At 66.7% G+C, this 19090-nt stretch carries 15 protein-coding genes; 9 read left to right on the top strand and 6 right to left on the bottom strand.

Going from position 1 to position 19090, the window contains the following annotated elements; genetic code table 11:
- Positions 1–61: 61 nt before the first annotated feature.
- From cysD to ABLE94_RS11060, 3 genes are read left to right on the top strand one after another with little or no spacing between them, the layout of a single operon-like run.
- Entirely contained in the window at positions 62–997 is a 936-nt protein-coding gene (gene cysD / locus ABLE94_RS11050) for a sulfate adenylyltransferase subunit CysD (RefSeq protein ID WP_348804731.1), read from the top strand.
- Positions 997–2877, top strand: coding sequence for an adenylyl-sulfate kinase (gene cysC / locus ABLE94_RS11055; RefSeq protein WP_348804732.1), 1881 nt, complete (start codon positions 997–999; stop codon positions 2875–2877). The genes cysD and cysC overlap by 1 nt, the downstream gene beginning before the upstream one ends.
- A gap of 21 nt (positions 2878–2898) precedes the next feature.
- A complete protein-coding gene (locus ABLE94_RS11060) occupies positions 2899–3657 on the top strand; it encodes a 3'(2'),5'-bisphosphate nucleotidase CysQ (protein ID WP_348808743.1) in 759 nt (252 codons plus the stop codon).
- A gap of 11 nt (positions 3658–3668) precedes the next feature.
- On the opposite strand, the gene ABLE94_RS11065 is transcribed toward ABLE94_RS11060, so the two are convergent.
- Complete coding sequence (locus ABLE94_RS11065; RefSeq protein WP_348804734.1) at positions 3669–3983, bottom strand: hypothetical protein; 315 nt, start codon at positions 3981–3983, stop codon at positions 3669–3671.
- A gap of 109 nt (positions 3984–4092) precedes the next feature.
- A complete protein-coding gene (locus tag ABLE94_RS11070) occupies positions 4093–7815 on the bottom strand; it encodes a cadherin-like domain-containing protein (RefSeq protein WP_348808744.1) in 3723 nt (1240 codons plus the stop codon).
- A gap of 161 nt (positions 7816–7976) precedes the next feature.
- Here ABLE94_RS11070 and ABLE94_RS11075 point away from each other — a divergent pair, with 161 nt between their 5' ends.
- Positions 7977–8414, top strand: coding sequence for an SgcJ/EcaC family oxidoreductase (locus tag ABLE94_RS11075; RefSeq protein WP_348804736.1), 438 nt, complete (start codon positions 7977–7979; stop codon positions 8412–8414).
- Here ABLE94_RS11075 and ABLE94_RS11080 read toward each other — a convergent pair.
- From ABLE94_RS11080 to eccA, 3 genes are all read right to left on the bottom strand, one after another.
- Entirely contained in the window at positions 8383–9324 is a 942-nt protein-coding gene (locus ABLE94_RS11080; RefSeq protein ID WP_348808811.1) for a YVTN family beta-propeller repeat protein, read from the bottom strand. The genes ABLE94_RS11075 and ABLE94_RS11080 overlap by 32 nt on opposite strands.
- 114 nt (positions 9325–9438) lie before the next feature.
- The gene (locus ABLE94_RS11085; RefSeq protein ID WP_348804737.1) at positions 9439–9873 is read right to left on the bottom strand and encodes a hypothetical protein; all 435 of its coding nucleotides are present in this window, start codon (positions 9871–9873) and stop codon (positions 9439–9441) included.
- Positions 9870–11666 (bottom strand): type VII secretion AAA-ATPase EccA, encoded by a 1797-nt coding sequence (eccA, locus tag ABLE94_RS11090; RefSeq protein ID WP_348804738.1) that lies wholly within the window; start codon positions 11664–11666, stop codon positions 9870–9872. The genes ABLE94_RS11085 and eccA overlap by 4 nt, the downstream gene beginning before the upstream one ends.
- Before the next feature lie 89 nt (positions 11667–11755).
- Between eccA and purL the strand changes: the two genes are divergently transcribed.
- From purL to ABLE94_RS11105, 3 genes are all read left to right on the top strand, one after another.
- The gene (purL, locus tag ABLE94_RS11095) at positions 11756–14095 is read left to right on the top strand and encodes a phosphoribosylformylglycinamidine synthase subunit PurL (protein ID WP_348804739.1); all 2340 of its coding nucleotides are present in this window, start codon (positions 11756–11758) and stop codon (positions 14093–14095) included.
- Between the two features lie 118 nt (positions 14096–14213).
- The gene (locus ABLE94_RS11100) at positions 14214–14807 is read left to right on the top strand and encodes a hypothetical protein (protein WP_348804740.1); all 594 of its coding nucleotides are present in this window, start codon (positions 14214–14216) and stop codon (positions 14805–14807) included.
- A 97-nt stretch (positions 14808–14904) separates the two neighbouring features.
- On the top strand, positions 14905–15660 hold the full coding sequence (locus tag ABLE94_RS11105) for a hypothetical protein (protein WP_348808745.1): 756 nt from the start codon (positions 14905–14907) through the stop codon (positions 15658–15660).
- Here the strand turns inward: ABLE94_RS11105 and ABLE94_RS11110 are convergent.
- The gene (locus tag ABLE94_RS11110; protein WP_348804742.1) at positions 15641–16468 is read right to left on the bottom strand and encodes a glycerophosphodiester phosphodiesterase; all 828 of its coding nucleotides are present in this window, start codon (positions 16466–16468) and stop codon (positions 15641–15643) included. The two genes, ABLE94_RS11105 and ABLE94_RS11110, sit on opposite strands and share 20 nt — an antisense overlap.
- Before the next feature lie 74 nt (positions 16469–16542).
- Here ABLE94_RS11110 and ABLE94_RS11115 point away from each other — a divergent pair, with 74 nt between their 5' ends.
- Positions 16543–17640 carry an NAD(P)H-dependent amine dehydrogenase family protein gene (locus tag ABLE94_RS11115; protein WP_348804743.1) on the top strand — a complete coding sequence of 366 codons (1098 nt, stop codon included), beginning with the start codon at positions 16543–16545 and terminating at the stop codon, positions 17638–17640.
- 202 nt (positions 17641–17842) lie between these two features.
- Positions 17843–19087: a PepSY-associated TM helix domain-containing protein gene (locus ABLE94_RS11120; protein ID WP_348808746.1), complete on the top strand. Its 1245-nt coding sequence runs from the start codon at positions 17843–17845 to the stop codon at positions 19085–19087.
- Positions 19088–19090: the final 3 nt, after the last annotated feature.

A 19090-nucleotide genomic window follows, 5' to 3' on the forward strand; every position in this document is an offset into this window, starting at 1 on the left:
GCGTGTCCGTCACATAGTCAATACTGGGTGTCGAATATTCGATGTGTCAAGGGAGTCTGGAGTGGCAGGGTCGTCGGCGTCAGCGGGCCGGATTCATTACGAACTGAGTCACCTCGATGCCCTCGAGGCGGAGTCGGTGTACATCTTCCGCGAGGTGGCGGCCACGTTCGAGCGGCCGGTGCTGCTCTTCTCCGGCGGCAAGGACTCGGTGGTGATGTTCCACCTCGCGCGCCGGGCCTTCTGGCCGGCGCCCATCCCGTTCCCACTGATGCACGTCGACACCGGACACAACTTCGACGAGGTCATCGAGTATCGAGACCAGGTGGTCGAGCAGACCGGCGTGCGGTTGATCGTCAGTTCGGTGCAGGACGACATCGACTCCGGGCGGGTGGTGGAGCAGACCGGACCGGGTGCCAGCCGCAACCGATTGCAGACCACGGCTCTGTTGCGGGGGATCGCGGAGAACCGCTTCGATGCCGTGTTCGGCGGCGCGCGCCGTGACGAGGAGAAGGCGCGCGCCAAGGAACGGGTCTTCAGTTTCCGTGACGAGTTCGGCGCCTGGGACCCGCGAGCCCAGCGTCCGGAGCTGTGGCACCTGTACAACGGACGCCACCACAAGGGCGAACACATCCGGGTCTTCCCGCTGAGCAACTGGACCGAACTCGACATCTGGCAGTACATCGCCGAACAGCACATCGAGCTGCCCTCGATCTACTACGCGCACGACCGGCAGGTGATCCCGCGTGACGGAATGCTGTTGGCGGACACCCGTTTTCTCGAACGGTTGCCGGGCGAACAAGCCAACACCGAACGCGTCCGGTTCCGCACGGTCGGTGACGCGACGTGCACCGGATGTGTGCTCTCCGACGCCGACACCGTGGCCAAGGTGATCGACGAGGTGGCCGCCACCCGGGTCACCGAACGCGGTGCCACCCGCGCCGACGACCGGATCTCCGAGGCCGGCATGGAGGATCGCAAGAAGGAAGGCTACTTCTGATGAGTACGGATGCGCCCACCGGCGGCGTTGAGATCATCGGCGCCTCAGGCGAACTCCTGCGTCTGGCCACCGCGGGCTCGGTCGACGACGGCAAGTCCACGCTGATCGGCCGGCTGCTCTACGACGCCAAATCGATCTTCACTGACCAGCTGGAGTCCATCGAACGCACCAGCGCCGAACGTGGCGACGAGTACGCGAACCTCGCCTTGCTCACCGACGGCCTGCGTGCCGAGCGGGAACAGGGCATCACCATCGACGTCGCCTACCGGTACTTCTCAACTCCGCGAAGGAAATTCATCATCGCCGACACTCCCGGGCACGTGCAGTACACCCGCAACATGGTGACCGGCGCCTCGACCGCGGACCTCGCGATCATCCTGATCGACGCCCGCAAGGGGGTGCTGGAGCAGACCCGCCGGCACGCCTTCCTGTCGTCGTTGCTCGGCATCCCGCACCTGACGATCTGCGTGAACAAGATGGATCTCGTCGACTGGTCACGTGATCGGTTCAACGAGATCTGTTCGGATTTCGTCGATTTCGCCGCGAAGCTGAACGTCGGTGATCTGACCTTCATCCCGATTTCGGCGCTGCGCGGCGACAACGTGGTGGATCCGTCGTCGGAGATGGACTGGTATGGGGGCCGAACACTGCTGTCGCACTTGGAGAATGTGCACATCGCGTCGGATCGCAACCTCATCGACGCGCGGATGCCGGTGCAGTATGTGATCCGTCCGCAGCGTGCCGACGGTGCCGACCACCGCGCCTACGCGGGGACGGTCGCCGGTGGCGTCTTCGCGCGCGGCGACGAGATCGTGGTGCTGCCAGGAGGTTTCACCACCACCATCACCGATATCTGGGGACCCGGCGGCACCAAGGTCGACGAGGCCTTCGCGTCCATGGCGTGTTCGATCGAGCTCGCCGACGAGATCGACATCGTCCGCGGGGACATGTTGGCGCGTCCCAACAACCGGCCGTACGTCGGCCGCGACATCGACGCGATGGTGTGCTGGTTCGCCGACGACACCACCCTGGGTGAGCACAGCCGGTTCGAGATGCAGATCGGCACCCGCTCGACGCGCGTGGAGATCACCGGACTGACCTACCGGCTCGACGTCAACACCCTGCACCGCGATGAGTCGGCAACATCGCTGCGGCTCAACGAGATCGCTCGTCTCACCCTGCGCACGCAGCAGCCGGTGATGTTCGATTCGTACCGGCGCAACCGGGAGACCGGCAGCTTCATCCTCATCGACACCGCGAACAACAAGACCGTCGGCGCGGGCATGATCACCGCACCGGTGAGCCACGACAGTCACATCGTCTGGCAGACCACCAAGGTCACCCGCGAGCACCGACCGCACGCGGGAGCGACGATCTGGCTGACCGGCCTGTCCGGCTCGGGCAAGTCGTCTCTCGCGTCCGAACTCGAGCGACGCTTCGTCGCCGAGGGACGCCCCGCGTACCTGATGGACGGCGACAATCTGCGGCACGGGCTCAACTCCGACCTCGGGTTCGGCGACGACGACCGACGCGAGAACATTCGCCGTACCGCGGAGGTGGCGGCACTGTTCGCCGACTCCGGGGCGGTGGCCATCGTCTCGCTGATCTCGCCGTTCACCGACGAACGCACCCGGGCCCGCGAGATCCACACCGAACGTGGCCTGCCGTTCTTCGAGGTCTTCGTCGACACCGCGCTGGAAGAATGCGAACGACGCGACCCGAAAGGGTTGTATGCGAAGGCGCGACGCGGTGAGATCAGTCAGTTCACCGGAATCGACTCACCGTATGAGCGGCCCGAACACGCCGACATCGTCGTCACCCCCGACGACGGTGCCCCGGCCGAGGCCGCCGACGCGGTGCTGCGCAACCTGGGACTCTGAAACCGATCTGGAGGAGATGTGATGGACGACCGCGCACTCGCGGGTGACCTCGCCACCGCGGCAGGCGAACTGCTGCTGCAGATCCGCGTCGGCGGACTGGCGGGCAAACAACTCGGCAAGGAGGGCGACATGCGCTCCAACGAGTTCCTGATGGCGCAGTTGGCCAATCGACGTCCCGACGACGCGGTGCTGTCGGAGGAATCCGCCGACGACAAGTCGCGGCTGCACGCCGATCGGGTGTGGATCGTCGATCCCGTCGACGGCACCCGCGAATATGGGGTGCCCGGGCGTACCGACTGGGCAGTGCACGTGGCGTTGTGGTCGGCCGAGGGCGGTGGCACGCTGATCGCCGGCGCGGTGGCACTGCCGGCGTTGGGAATCACCTACGTCGACGACGACTCGGTGATCGAACCGACCGACGGGTTGGCGTCGTCGCCCAGAGGTGAGTGGCCCCGTGTGGTGGTGAGTGGCTCACGGCCACCGGCCTTTTCGCAACCCGTCGCCGACGCGATCGGCGGCACGGTACTGCAGATGGGTTCGGCCGGCGCCAAGGCGATGGCCGTCGTGCGCGGTGAGGCCGACGCCTACGTGCACGCCGGCGGTCAATACGAGTGGGATTCGGCGGCGCCCGTCGCCGTCGCAGAGGCAAAAGGCCTGTGGTGCGGACGGATCGATGGGTCGCCGCTGGTGTACAACCGTGACGACACCTACCTTCCGGATCTCGTCATCTGCCGACCGGAGTTGCGGGACAAGATCATTGCGGTGACGTCGGCAGGCTGAGATCGTGTTGGCTATACCAGCCCGAGGTCGGAGCGACGGATGATCACCCAGTCATCCCGGTCGTTGATGATGTGGATTCCGGCCAGGACCGGGGCGTTGTCGACCATGTCGACGATGGCCTGCCAATCCATTTCTCCGTAGACATATCCGGGACGGACCCTGCTCGTGTAGGCCTGCACCAGGTTCTCGATGCCACCGGCAGCGGAGGTCATGAGGGCGATCCGACCGGATGTCGCCGATTCCGGGGTCAGTCGCACGAAGAGCTGTGCGTCACGGAGCTGGGATTCCAACGCGGCGAACGGTTGCGCCTGCGGGTCGTGGGTCACGTCGGTGATCTGCGCGTCGAGTGAAATGATGACGTACTCCTGTCAACATCCGCGATGAGGTCTTGACCGGACATTGCCAGAGTGGTGCACTGCCGTCAATTCGTCAGGCTCAGACCTCGTCGCCGGCGGCGGGGGTATCGCCGATGGTGATCACCTGCTGCGTGGTGCCACCGTGGCCGTCGGAGACGGTGACGGTGAACGTGTCGTCGGTGATCGCGAGGGGGTCGTTGCTGGTGTAGGTCCAGGCGCCGGTGGCGGGGTCGACGGTGGCGGTGCCATGCGTCGGGGCGGTGGTGATCGCGTAGGTGAGGGTGTCGCGGTCGGCGTCGGTCGCATCGATCGTTCCGGTGAACTGATTGTGGACAAAGGTGATCGTGTTCGAGCCGGGATTGATGACGTAGACGGTGGTGCCGTCGGGGCTGATCGTCACTGCCAATGGACCGTCACCGACGGCGATGGTGTCGGTGATCTGGTTGGTGGTGGTGTCGATGACGGTGACGGTGTTCGAGTAGTAGTTGGTGACGTATGCGGTGGCGCCGTCGGGGCTGATCGCAATCTCGCGGGGGTAGCCGCTTACGGGGATGGTGGCGGTGACGTGGCCAGTGGTGGTGTCGATCACGGTGACCTTGTTGGGGCCGGTGACGTAGGCGGTGGTGCCGTTGGGGCTGATCGTTATCGCGTACGGATTCTCGCTGACCGGAATCGTTTGTGTGATCTGGTTGGTGGTGGTGTCGATGGCAGTGACGGTGTTCGAGTAGGTGTTGGTGACGAAGATGGTGGTGCCGTCGGGGCTGATCGCTGCATCGCTCGGCAAGCTGCCGGCGGGGAAGGTGTGGATGATCTCGTTGGTGCGGGTGTCGATGACGGTGACGGTGCCGGAGAGACGGTCGGTGACGTAGGCGGTGGTGCCGTCTGGGCTGATCACGACACTGCCCGGCGAGGTGCCGGCGGGGAGGGTGTGGATGACCTGGTTGGTGCGGGTGTCGATGACGATCACGGCATCAGAGAGAGGGTCGGTGACGTAGGCGGTGGTGCCGTCGGGGCTGATCACCACATCATCGGGATTGCCGCCTACGGGGATGGTGTCGGTGACCTGGCCGGTGGCAGTGTCGATGACCGAGATCGTGCCAGCGGAATAGTTGGTGACGTAGGCCGTGCTGCCGTCGGGGGTGATGGCCACCGCGAAGGGGTTGTTACCGACGGCGATGGTGTCCATCGTGGACGCGGCTCCCGAACTGACCGCGACGACCGGTGCGTTGTTGACCGCGGCAATGGTCGGCGTGAGGGTGGTGGCGGTGCTGCCGCCGCGTCCGTCAGCGGTGGTCAGCACAAAGGTGTCGGTGCCCGGCAGGGTGGGGTCGGCGGCGAGGGCGTGCGCGTAGGCAGTGTTAGGGGTGTAGGTCCAGGTGTCGCCGTTGCGGGTGACGGTGCCGTGGGCGGGTGCGGTGGTCAGTGTCGTCGTGGTGGTGTCGCCTTCGGGGTCGGTGGCGGCGAGTGTGTATGTGGTTGATGCGCCTTGGGTTTCGCTGTGGGTGGTGACGTCCGGTGCGTCGTTGCTGATGGTGACGATCTGCGGTGTGGTGCCGCCGTGACCGTCGGTGACGGTGACGGTGAAGGTGTCGTCGGTGATCGCGAGGGGGTCGTTGCTGGTGTAGGTCCAGGTGGCGGGGTCGACGGTGGCGGTGCCATGCGTCGGGGCGGTGGTAATTGCGTAGGTGAGGGAGTCGCCGTCCGCATCGGAGCCGGTAACGGTGCCGGCGACATTCTGGCGGAGGACCGACAGCGCGTTCGAGGCGCTGTTGGCGACGTACACCGATGATCCATCCGGGCTGACTGCGGAGGTGACCGGTCTCGCCGAGGTGAAGAGATCGCCGACGACGGTCCCGGTTGCGGTGTCGACGACGATGACCTTGCCGCCGGTGTAGTCGGTCACGAAGGCGCGCGACCCATCCTGGTTGAGGGTGACGCCCAGTAAGTATCCACCCAGTTCGTTGGCGTCGACGATTCCCATCGTGGCGGTGTCGATGGTGGTCAGGTACCCGTTGTTCGAGGTCACATACAGGGTCGATCCGTCGCTGCTCAGGGCGACATCGGTCGGGTGGGGGCCGACGGCGGTGGTGCCGATGATCGTCTTGGTGAGTGTGTCGACCACGGTGATCCGAGAAGACCCATACGACGTGATGTAGGCGCGCGAACCGTCGGCGCTCACCGCAATCTGGCGGGGCGCCCCGCCGACGACGATTGTGTCGGTCACCGTCGCCGCAGAGGTGTCGATGACCGAGACGGTTCCCGAACCCTGGTTCGTCACATAGGCATACGATCCGTCGGCGGACAATGCGATGTCGAGTGGGCCGTCGCCGACCGGGATGGCCGAGGTGAGGGTGCCGCTCGACGTGTCGATCACGGACACCGAGTCCGAGTCCTGGTTGACCGCGTAGGCGGTGAGGCCGTCGGGTGCGAGGATGACGCTCTGCGGGGTTGTGCCCACCGGCACGGTCATCAGGACCTGGCCGGTCGCGGTGTCGATGATCTGCAGACTGTTGGTCGTCGGTGTCGTGACGTAGGCGCGGGTGCCGTCGGAGTTCATCACCACGGTGTGGGCGCCGGTCGGGAGGATGATGTTGCTGCCGGTGGAGATCCCCGTGACCTCGACCGTCGTGGTTGGTGCGGTGTTGGTCGCGCCGATGTGCACGGTAACGGTGGCAACGGAACCGGATTGCGTTGTGGCGGAGAACAAGTGCTGATCGGCACCGTCGGTGGCGGTGATGGTGAAGGTGTCGGTGACCGGCAGGGTGGGGTCGGCTGCGAGGTCGTGGGTGTAGACCGCGTCGGGGATGTAGGTGTAGGTGCCGTCGGGGTGGATGGTGACGGTGCCGCGGGTGGGTGCGGTGGTCAGGGTGTAGGTGAGGGTGTCGCCGTCGGGGTCGGTGGCGCCGAGGCTGCCGGTCGTGATGCCGTCGGTGGTGGTCTGCCCGGTGGGTGCGAGTGCGGGGTGGGAGTTGAGGTAGCGTCGGTTGACCGACTGCCATGCGGCCCAGAGGAATCCGAGGGTCGGTGTGGGTGCGGGGGTGTTCGGCTCTCCGGTGGCCAGGGGGTTCCAGCCGAACAGACCGAGGACGGCGGCGACGACGGCGGTGGGGGTGTTGACGACGCGGTTGCCGCCCTCGTCGACGGTGTAGGGCGCCGGGCCGGTGGCGACAACGGGTGCGGTGTCGGTGACTGCGGTGACGTCGGCGGCCGAGGTGGCCGCGAATGCCACGGCGGTGCGTTCGGCGACTGCGGGAGTCGGTGTTTCGGTAGCACTTTCGGCGGCAGGGTTGTCGGCGTCGCTGTCGGTGCCGGGCATTGTCGGCACTGTCGGCGATGTGTCCGACGGTTCGGGTGGTGTCTCGATCGATGGGGTTGCCTCGGGCGGAATGATCGCGGCCGACGACGATGCTGTTGACGAGTCGGCCTCGGCGGCTGAGGTTTCCGGGGTCGGTTCAGTGGCCTCAGGGGTTTCGGGAGCGGACGGCGTGACGGGTGCGGAGTCGGTCGTCGGTGCGGACTCGGTGGCAGGTACGGAGTCCTCGGCGGCAGGTGCCGGCTCCGCGCCAGTGGCTGGTTCGGAGCTGTTCGTCGGCTCCGGGATGCTCGCGGCATCCGAGGACGTGCCGGTCTCGGCCGATCCCGTCGAGTCGGGTTGCGTTGTGCCGGTATCGGTGTCGGCATAGGCGACGGCTCCGAGGTCGATCAGGGCGGGTGTGCCGAAGAGCAGGGCGGCTCCGATGCCGACCCCGGCGGCGGCTCGGCGGGTTCGCTGTGCACGTCCGGTGACACGATGGCGGGTCATCGCCGATCCTCTCGTCGTGGCGGCGTGGTCGCCGGCCCTTGGTGTGAACCTAAGATGTGGCTGAGAGTCCGGAAAGCCCCCTCTTTGGGGGGCATACCCGTCCCGAGTCCGTCGCTGCCGCCTTGACCTCAAGCGCGGTTGAGGTTCTACCGTCGGGATTCATGACCTCATCGCGCAGTTCTCTGACACGACCGTCGCTGCATCACGGGCAGGCGGGCATCGACGACGCGGTCGACGCGTTGCTCGACCATCTGCAGCGCGGACTCGATGACGCCGAGGCCGACACCTACGACGCCATGTTCGCCGACGACATCCTCTGGGGAACCCCCAAAGGTCAGGTGCTGCAAGGTTTCGCGAATCTGAACAGGATTCATCGGACGATGATGCCCGCGCGCGTCGCCCCGTCGTCACGATTCGAGGTGGCTCAGGTGCTCGCTCCCGCCCCCGGTGTGGTGATCGCCCAGATCGGACGCCACGCCGTCGACGGCGGGTTCTCCGAAATGGCGATGTACGTCCTCGCCGAACGCGATGGGCAGTGGTGGGTGGCGGCGGGCCAGAACACGCCGATCACCGATACCCTTCCCGGGCAACAGGGTTGACCTGACGCGGGCCGGTGGCAAGGTCGATCAACGACAGCGAGTTCCCGCAGTAGTTGGTGACATGCGCGACGCCCGTCGATCCGATGGTCACACCGGTGGGTCCGGCACCGACACGCACGGCGTCGTCCACTCGCATCGATTCCACGTCGATGATCGTGACGGTGTCCGCGCTCGGATCGGTGACGACGGCCGTGGCACCGTCGGGTGCGATTGCCACGAAGTACGGAGCGACGTCGACGAAGATGGTCTCGACCACGACGTGCCGACGCGTGTCGATGACCGAGACCGTTCGAGAGTCGGCATTGGTGACCAAGACGGTGCGGCCATCGGGGGTGATCGCCACCGAGTACGGGTGCGCACCAACGGAAATGGTGTCATCGGTGGTGCCGGACATGATGTCGATCACCGAGACGCTGTTCGAGTCGGCGTTGGCGATGTAGGCGTGTCCGTCGTGGCCGATCGCCATGCCGCGCGGGTTGGCGCCGACGGCGATCGTGGAAAGGACCGTTGCCGACGCGGTGTCGACGACCATGACGGTGCCGGCGTCGGTGCTCACCGCCACTGCCTCGCCGCCGGGACTGGCCGTCACCGAATGCGGATGAGCGCCGAGCACGATGGTGTCGGCGACCCTCGCCGATCCGATGTCGATGACGGAGACGGTGCCCGAACCGGCGTTGGTCACATAGCCCGAGTTGCCGGCAATGGCGATGACCGTCGGATTGGTGCCGACCGAGATGGTGGCCGACACGCTCCCGGACGTGGTGTCCACCACGGAGACCGCGTGGTCACGATGATCGGTGACGTACGCACGGCCATCGGCACCGATCGCCACGCCGAAGGGGCCGCATCCGGTCGGGATGATCCGCGGCCCATCCGTCGTAGGACGCCCACCGGTCCACTGTCGTGACATCGTCACCGTGTCATCCACCCCTTGATCGGTTCCCTCCCCGGACCCGAGTTCGATGGTAGGGGCGGCCGGGGGTCGGCACATGCCCCCACTTCTGGGGGCATGCGGCGGGAGGGATCAGTTCGTCGGGAGGTTGCCGGCGAGAATGTCGGCGATCGTGGTGTCGGGAAATGCCGGACAGCTTGCCGACATCAGGTCGACGACGACCCCGAGCCGGGACGGGTCGGCGGTGGCACCGTTGGCTCGCAGCACGGCGACCTGCGTCGAACGATCCAGTGTGACAAATTCCCGGCAGGTCATCGTCGTCGCGTTCGCCGGTGCGGGTACGTCACTGATGGGCGCTTCTGAACTGGACGATGTTGTCTCCGTCGTTGTTTCGTCCCAATCATCGGTGGTGGTCGTCGTGTCGGTGGTGGTCGTCGTGTCGGTGGTGGTGATGCTGGTGGCGTCGGGGTCGGCGACCGGATCGCCGTCGACGGTGCACGCGGCGAACCCGGCGACGATGATGACCGCCGCGGCCACCGCCGGCGAGACTCGTTGGGCAAGCTTCACACCTGACTCCTCGTGGGTAGCAGACCCGAGAGAACCGATGCGATGGCCGCACGGAGATCCGTTGTCTCGATACGCATCAGATCATCTTGGGATAGATTCTCGAGATCGCCCGACGCGGACAGGCGAAACTCACGTTCTTCCTCGGCGGCCTCGATGATATTGCGGATGAAGCGCCCATTACCGGCCAGGTCGGTCGCCCGGTGGAATCCCGAATGATTTTGTTGCACATCGTGATAAAGGGGAGTACAAGCGAGCTCGAGCTCGGCCATGGCGTCCGCGGTGAGGACCGAGTCGCGACGTGCGGCCAGGTACTCGCCGATCTGCGCGAGCTCGGCGGGGGTGTAGGACTCGAAGCGGACGCGCCGGCCGAACCGCGAGGCGAGGCCGTCGTTGGCGGCGAGGAACCGGTCGATCTCGGAGTCATACCCGGCGATGATCACGACCAGGCGATCGCGATCGTCCTCCATCCGGGCCAGCAGGGTGTCGACGGCCTCGCGACCGAACGCATCGCCGCCGGAAAGTCCTTGCTGGATCAGGGTATACGCCTCGTCGATGAACAACACGCCGTCCATCGCGGAGTCGATGAGCGCCGACGTCTTGATGGCGGTGCTGCCGAGATGTTCGCCGACGAGGTCGCGACGGGTGGCCTCGACGACCTTGTCGGTGGCGATGAATCCCAGTCCGCAATACAGTTTCGCGATCACCCGGGCGACGGTGGTCTTGCCGGTGCCCGGAGGTCCGGTGAACGCCAGGTGCAGGCTTCGGGCGGAGGTGGACAGGCCGCGGTCGGCACGCACCTTTGCCAGTGTCGCAGCCGATTTCAGCTTGGCGACCTGTTCCTTGACCGTGGCCAGGCCGATCTGGGCGTCGAGTTCGCGTTGCGCATCGGCCACGAGATCCTCACCAGCGCTGCCATGTTCGTCATCGGGCGCGATTGACTGCTGCGCGGAGGCCGGGTCCCATCGATCGCTGCGGGCGTCGATCTCGTCGGCGGTGGTGACGGTGACGCGGATGCCGGGACTGCGCATCGCGGTGGCCGCGGCGGTGAAGCCGGGATCGCGGGCGACGGCCTGCTCGAACATCGACCGGGCCTTGTCCTCCTGGCCGGTTTCCCGCAGTGCGAGCCCGAGCGCATAGAGCGCGCGCGTCGCGCACGCGGGGATCGGCCCCTCGATGGCGTGCTGGAGGCGGCGTGCGCCCTCACCGAACATGCCCAGTTGGACGCAGGCGCTTCCGGCCATGTAGTCGGCGGCGGTGCGCAGGTACTCATCGGTCCACCGTTCGGCGCCCGACACCGCCGTGAGCACATCCGGCCAGCGTTGCGCCGAGAAGTGCAGCACCCCGCGCATGAACTCGACGATCGGGGCGGTGGCGGGTATCGCGTCGAGGACGTCGGACGCCCCGGCCAGGTCGCGGCCCCGGATCAGGGTGGCGGCGTAGGCGCACGCGGCGTGGGCGGCGTCGACGAGCGGATAGTCGATGAACATGCCGGTGTACCAGCGGCCGACGAGCGTGCCGGGCGGCAGCCCCAGACGCCGCTGCTCGACGCCGATGGCGTCGCGGTGGCGGTAGATGGCCAGCAGTGTCTCGTCGGCGGTGTCGCTGTGGGTGCCGGTGGTACAGGCCAGCCGACCGATCCACGCGTCGGCCATCCGGGGATCCCATTCGCTGGCCCGCGCGAACGCCTTGGCCGCCTGGTCGGGATTGTCGACGGGCTCGGTGCCCTCGACCCGAATGCCCAGCGACAGAACGCCGAGTTCGAACAATTGCCGTGCCCTGCCGACGTCGACCATGCGATCCCCCCACCCGTGTCTGCTCGCGCAGTGTCGGGACAGCTTATCGGTGAACGGCGCCGGTTTGGCGCACTGTCTAGAATGGCCTGGTGAGTGATCAGACCGGCGCCGCGCCGCATCCCGTGGACACCGTTTCGACCGCCTCCGAGAGCCCCGATCTGCCCCAGCCGTTCCGTGAGCTCGGCCTCAAGGACGACGAATACGAGCGCATCCGCGAGATCCTCGGCCGTCGCCCCACCGACGCCGAACTGGCCATGTACTCGGTGATGTGGTCGGAGCACTGCAGCTACAAGTCGTCGAAGGTGCATCTGCGCTACTTCGGCGAGACCACCACCGACGAGATGAAGGCCGGGATGCTGGCCGGCATCGGTGAGAACGCGGGCGTCGTCGACGTCGGCGACGGTTGGGCGGTCACCTTCAAGGTCGAATCGCACAATCATCCGAGTTATGTCGAGCCCTATCAGGGTGCGGCGACCGGTGTCGGCGGCATCGTCCGCGACATCATGGCGATGGGTGCTCGTCCGATCGCGGTGATGGATCAGCTGCGTTTCGGTCCGGCCGACGCCCCCGACACCCGTCGGGTCCTCGACGGCGTGGTCCGTGGTGTCGGCGGTTACGGCAACTCCCTCGGTCTGCCCAACGTCGGCGGCGAGACCGTCTTCGACGCGAGCTATGCGGGTAATCCGCTGGTGAACGCGCTGTGCGCGGGTGTGCTGCGCACCGAGGACCTGCAGTTGGCGTTCGCGTCGGGCACCGGCAACAAGATCATCCTGTTCGGTGCGCGCACCGGCCTCGACGGCATCGGCGGCGTGTCGGTGCTGGCGTCGGAGACCTTCGACGCGGACGCCGGGAGCGAAGCGAGCGGGTCCGATGATCCCGCGGTGCGCCGACCTTCCCGCAAGAAGCTGCCGAGCGTGCAGGTGGGCGACCCGTTCACCGAGAAGGTGCTCATCGAATGCTGCCTGGAGCTCTACCACGCCGGACTCGTGGTGGGCATCCAGGATCTCGGCGGCGCCGGATTGTCATGTGCCACATCGGAATTGGCGTCCGCCGGTGACGGCGGCATGCACATCGAGCTGGAGAAGGTGCCGATGCGGGCGGTCGGCATGACCCCCGCCGAGGTGCTCTCCAGCGAGTCGCAGGAACGCATGTGCGCGGTCGTCACCCCCGAGAACGTCGACGCCTTCCTCGCGGTGTGCCGCAAGTGGGATGTGCTCGCCACCGTCATCGGTGAGGTCACCGACGGCGACAACCTCGTCATCACCTGGCACGGCGACACCGTGGTGGACGTGCCGCCGCGCACCGTCGCCCACGAGGGTCCGGTGTACGAGCGTCCCGTCGCCCGCCCGGACTGGCAGGACGAGGTGACGGCGTCGTCGACGGCGTCGCTGGCCCGGCCGTCCACCGACGACGAACTGCGCGCAACCCTGCTGCAGATGCTCGCCTCGCCGGCGTTGTGCAGCCGCAAGTTCATCACCGAGCAGTACGACCGCTACGTCCGCGGCAACACCGTGCTGGCCGAGAACGCCGACTCCGGGGTCATCCGCATCGACGAGAAGACCGGCCGCGGAATCGCGTTGGCCACCGACGCGTCGGGCCGCTACACCTTCCTCGACCCGTACCGCGGAGCGCAGCTGGCACTGGCCGAGGCGTACCGCAACGTGTCGGCGTCGGGCGCGAGCCCCAAGGCCGTCACCAACTGCCTCAACTTCGGATCGCCGGAGGACCCGGCCGTGATGTGGCAGTTCCAGCAGGCCGTCCGTGGCCTCGCCGACGGCTGTGCGCAGCTCGGCATCCCGGTGACCGGAGGCAACGTCAGCTTCTACAACCAGACCGGTTCCACCGCGATCCTGCCGACCCCGGTGGTCGGCGTGCTCGGTGTCATCGACGATGTCACCCGCCGCATCCCGACCGGATTCGGCACAGAGCCGGGGGAGACGCTGATCCTGCTCGGTGCGACGCGCGACGAGTTCGACGGGTCGATCTGGGCGCAGGTCGCCCACGATCACCTCGGCGGAACCGCGCCGTCGGTGGATCTCGACCACGAGAAGCTGCTGTCGGCGATTCTCACCGCGGCTTCGCGTGACGGCTTGATCTCCGCCGCCCACGACCTCAGCGAGGGTGGTCTCATCCAGGCCGTCGTCGAATCGTCGTTGGCCGGCGAAACCGGTTGCCGCATCCTGCTTCCCGAAGGTGCGGATCCGTTCGTGTGGCTGTTCTCCGAGTCGACCGGACGTGTCATCGTCGCCGTACCGCGCACCGAGGAGTCGCGATTCTCGGCGATGCTCGACGCCCGCGGCATGCCGTGGACCCGCATCGGCGTCGTCGACCAGGGCAGCGACGCGGTGAGCGTGCAGGACCACTTCGAGGTCACCCTCGACGAACTGCGCCAGGTCTACGAGGGCACGCTGCCGGGGCTGTTCGGCTGACGACGTTCCCTTCCCGCGCACTCATTTACTTCCCGCGCACCGATATCGTTACGCGGGAAGGAAACGAGTGAGCGGGAAGCTCGGTCGAATCTGAAGCGATGCGTAGGGGGACGGAATCGTGAGTGGACCACATCCGGAGGGCGGTCATCCGTACGTCGGGGGATACCCGGCGTCGGGTCAGTTCGGGCAGTCGTCGGCGTGGGGCCAACCGCCGATGACGCCGTACTCGCCGAACCCGTTCGGACAACCACCGGTGGTGTCGCCGTCGAAGGTCACGGCGGTCGGTGCGGCGATCTTGGCGTTTCTCGGTTGTCTTCGTCTGCTGATTGCGGGGATCGTTGCCGGCTTCCCGATTCGGGGGATTGAGATCTACCCGCTGACGTTCGCTCGGAGTCTTGCCATTCACTACGCGGGCCCGTGGCTGTCGGTGGGGCTGTCCGCCCTGACTTTTGTGATCATTGCGGTCGGGGCCGCGTTGTTGCTGGCACGCCGGTCGATCGGACGGTGGCTGGTTGTCGCGGGTGCCACGGTGGTTCTCCTGGTCACAGTCGGCTCCCTCGTCCATGACGTCTCGTTGCTGGCGGATATCGGGTGGCCGGGCCAGTCGGTGGTCTTCGTGCTGCTACTCCCCGTGATCTTCCTGATCTTTCCCATCGCCACGATCGCTTTGGCGCTGGTGCCGTCGACGGGGCGGTGGTTGCGCGGAGTGTGACGCTGTCCGATCCGTGTGATTCGATGAGACGACATGAACCGGGGCTGCACTGTCGTGATGGCTACAGTCCTGACGACATCGCTGAGAGGCACAACAGATGACAACACCTCCGTCGGGAAGCGATTCGGGAGCGCAATCACCCTGGGATCAGCCGACCACCTACGGTCAGCCGGGCGCCCAGTCCTATCCGGGTGCCCAGTCGTATCCGGGATACGGGCAGCAACCACCCGCGCCGGGCGCATACGGCCAGCAGCCGCCGGCCTCGCCCTATGGTCAGCAACCTGCCTACGGCCAGCCCGCCTACGGCCAGCCCGGGTACGGTCAACAACCGGCGTGGGGACAGCAGCAGCCGGCGGCCTACCCGGGTGCGTATCCGCAGAATCCGTTCGGTGATCCCTACGTCCAGCCGGTGTCCCGCGGAACGGCAATCGCGGCGTCGGTGCTGGCGTTCTTGGGCGCGCTGCACATGCTGGTGTCACTCGTCACTGTCATCGGGGTATTTGCCTCCGATGACTACTACCAAACGGATGCCACCATTGTGTTGTTGGCGATCGGCATCATCATCTACCTCGCCGTGCTGGCATTGCTGCTCACCGGCGGCGTCCTGCTCCTGCGTCAGAAGAAGATCGGGCGGTTGCTGGTGGTGATCGGCGCGGGACTTGTGGTCGCGTTCCAGATCCTCAACGTCATCGTCACCGTGGGCGCCGGGATCGGTGCCGGGGGTGCCTACGGCGCCGGCTATGCGGCGGGAGCGGGCATCGTCGGGCTCTTCATTCTGATCTTCCCGATCGTCACCATCGTGCTCGCGCTGATCCCGCCGACGACGAAGTGGCTCAACGCCGCGCCGCGATGACGCCGTCGGCGTCATCGGTGGTGATCTGATCCGCGCGTAACTCGATGGCCCGGTCGATGTCGGGATCGTCGGCTCGGCCGAAGGTGTACACGTCGATCTCGCGGTCGCGGGCGTGGAACGCGGCGATCAGGTCGAATCCCCGGTCCGCACAGGTGAAGACGAGTCGGCGATCGAGGTAGATCACCTCCGCGCGGGGTGACGCCTCGATCGCGGCGTCGACGAACCGTCGATAGGTGCGCCACCGCAGGACGCGGTCGACCGCGCCGTGGTGGCACGGGTCGTAGCCGACGTGTAGTGCCGGGACCGCGTCGGTGAGGATGCGCACGGCCTCGGCGTCGCCACACGACAGCAGCGCGTTGCCGGCGAACGGCGTGACGGCCTCGGCGAAGGCCGCCACCGCGACGTCATCGAGATCGGCCGCGGACTCCTTGAAGTCCAACTGCAGCATCGCATCGGGGTGCATGTCGGTGAGCAGACCGGCCAGGTCATCGAGCAGTAGCACGTGCTGGTCCTCGAGGACCCCTGCGTCGTTGTCGCGGAGACAGAGAGTGCGCAGGGTGGTCGCGGGGGTGTCGGCGATGGCGCCGGTTCCGGTGGTGGCGGTGTTCAAGAAGCGGTCGTGCAGGACGGTGCAGCCGCGGTCCGCGTTCAGCACCAGGTCGATCTCCACGCTCGCCCCGGCCCGCATTCCCTCGACGATCCGGCGCGCGGTGAAGGGCGGATCACTGGCCCGCCGACGCGCACGATGCCATTTCAGGCGGGTGGTGTGGCCATCTCGGCGCAGGGCGATGGGTGCTGACGCGGACATCGCTTGAGCACTCTACGCCCACCGGCTCGACGAAAGCCCGGCACAGAACTGCAACGTGTTCTAGTTTGACTCTCATGGCATTGCGAGTGGTGGAGTGGTCGACGGGAACCGTCGGACGGCATGCGATCGCGGGCATCGACGCGCATCCGGATCTCGAGTTGGTGGGGGTGTGGGTGTCCGATCCGGCGAAGGTGGGTCGTGACGCCGGTGACCTCGCCGGTCTCGGTCGTGAGCTCGGCGTGATCGCCACCGACGACCGGGCCGCGTTACTCGCGTTGCAACCCGACGCGATCGTGCACACCGCCATGACCGACGACCGGGTGGTCGAGGCGATCGGGGACCTCACCGAGTTCGTCCGTGCCGGCATCAACGTCGTCTCGTCGGGTCCGGTGGTCCTGCAGTTCCCGCACGGCATTCTCCCGCCGGAGATGGTCGAGAACATCGAGTCCGCGGCGCGCGCCGGTGGCGCCAGTCTGCACGTGAACGGCATCGACCCCGGATTCGCCAATGATGCTCTGCCGCTGGCGATGACGAGTCTGTCGCAGCGGATCGACGAGGTCCGGTGTCTGGAGATCGCCGACTATTCGACGTACTACCAGCCGGTGGTGATGCGCGACATCTTCGGCTTCGGACAGCCGATGGACTCCACCCCGCTGCTGCTGGCACCCGGTGTCCTCTCGATGGCGTGGGGGAGTGTCGTACGACAACTCGCCGCCGGTCTGGGCGTGCACCTCGACGAACCGCTCGTCGAGCGCGTCGAACGCGTTGCCGCCGATCGCGACTACTCGACGGTGTCGGTGGAGATTCCGGAAGGGTCCATGGCCGCACTGCATTTCGAGGTGGTCGGCCAGGTCGATGGGATCGATCGGATCGTTCTCGAGCATTACACACGCACCCATCCCGATCAGTGTCCGGACTGGCCGACCCCGGCCAAAGGCGATGGGGCGTACCGCATCCTGATCGCGGGGGAACCCGCGATGGAGGTCGAGTTCACCCATCACGGTGAGTTCGGCGATCACAACGTCTCCGGGATGATCGTGACCGCGCAGCGACTGGTCAATGCGGTCGCGGCGGTGGTGGACGCCGAGCCCGGGTTGATCACCGCACTCGATCTGCCACTGATCACCGGTGCCGGCCTGGTGACGCGCACCTCGGCACCTGCCGGTAGGTGAGGTGGGGGAGCACTATTCTCCTGCTCCACAACGCATTTCGGTCTAATCGGACATAACCGAAGCTCGTCGCTTCGGTGGTTTGGTTATGCTAGCCTCAGGCGCCATGGCCACGGAGCAGCTAGTCGAGTCGCCCGCAGTGACCAATCGTCGGCAGCGTGTGCGGCGTCGAGTGAAGCGAAAGCCCGTTCGCCGCGCTTTGATCGTGACGCACCGGTGGACGTCGATCGTGCTGGGGTTGCTGCTGGTGATCGTGTGTACGAGCGGGGCCATCCTGGTGTACCAGCCCGAACTCGTCCGCGCCGCCAACTCGGAACTGTTCGCCACCACCGACACCGGCCACGAGGTGGGTTTCACCGAGGCCATCGCGGCCGTGCACGCCGCCGACCCGGATTTCGACGCCGCCTACATCTCGTCCAAGGGCGGCGTGTACTTCCTGACCGGTGACGACGCGGGTGCGGGTACCTGGTTCGTCGACGCCGGCACCGGAAAGGTCAACGGGCACGGCGACATCGACGGCGGTTTCTGGGGATTCATGGTCAATCTCCACGACTGCGGGCTGACCTGCGAGGGGTATCCCGGGTACGTCGCGTGGCTCGCCCAGCCGTCGGTGATCGCCGAGTGGGGCTGGTTCACCGCCGACATGACCTGGGGTGCGGTGATCCTGGGCGCCATGGGTCTCTTGCTGGTGTTCCTCGCGATCTCCGGCATCGTCATCTGGTATCCCGGATTACGCAAGTGGCGCAACGGATTCCGTGTCCGAATCGGGAAGGGCCGGTTCGCCCGCGACACGGATCTGCACGATGTGATCGGTATCGTCGCCGCCATCCCACTGCTGATCTGGGGACTCACCGGCATGAACTTCGAGATCCCCGGCGTCGGCAAGGTCTGGTACTCGGCGACCGGTGGGGTGGCACCGGCCGACGACGCCTACGACATGCCGACCTCGGAGGCCACCGGCCCGCTCATCTCGCTCGACACCGCGCTCGCCGCCGCCCAGGCCCACTATCCGGGATCGCATGCGACCTGGGTGGGAATGCCCTCCGACGGTGCCGAGTACTACTCCATCGATGTCCTCGCGGGTGACACCGATCTGTGGGCCGCCAACCCGACCTACCACGGCAACCGCGAACTCGGCATCGACGGGCACGACCCGACCATCATCAAGGAGTTCTCCGGAGCGCCCCGGAGTCTGTCCAACCGGATCGCCGACCAGTGGGCGCAACCCATGCTGCATTACGGGCATGCGGTCAACGGATGGTGGCGCGCACTGTGGTTCGGCTTCGGACTCACCCCGCTGCTGTTGCTGCTGACCGGCCTGAGCACCTGGCAGATCCGCAACCGCACCAACCGTCGTCGACGGCTAGCCGCCCGCGCGCGCAGGTCGGCGGGCACCGATCGCCCGGAGACCCCGGGTGCCGGCTCCGCAGCCGAGCCGGTCGGCGTCTGAGTG

The sequence above is a fragment of the Gordonia sp. VNK1 genome (assembly GCF_040049135.1).
Classification (GTDB): domain Bacteria; phylum Actinomycetota; class Actinomycetes; order Mycobacteriales; family Mycobacteriaceae; genus Gordonia; species Gordonia oleivorans.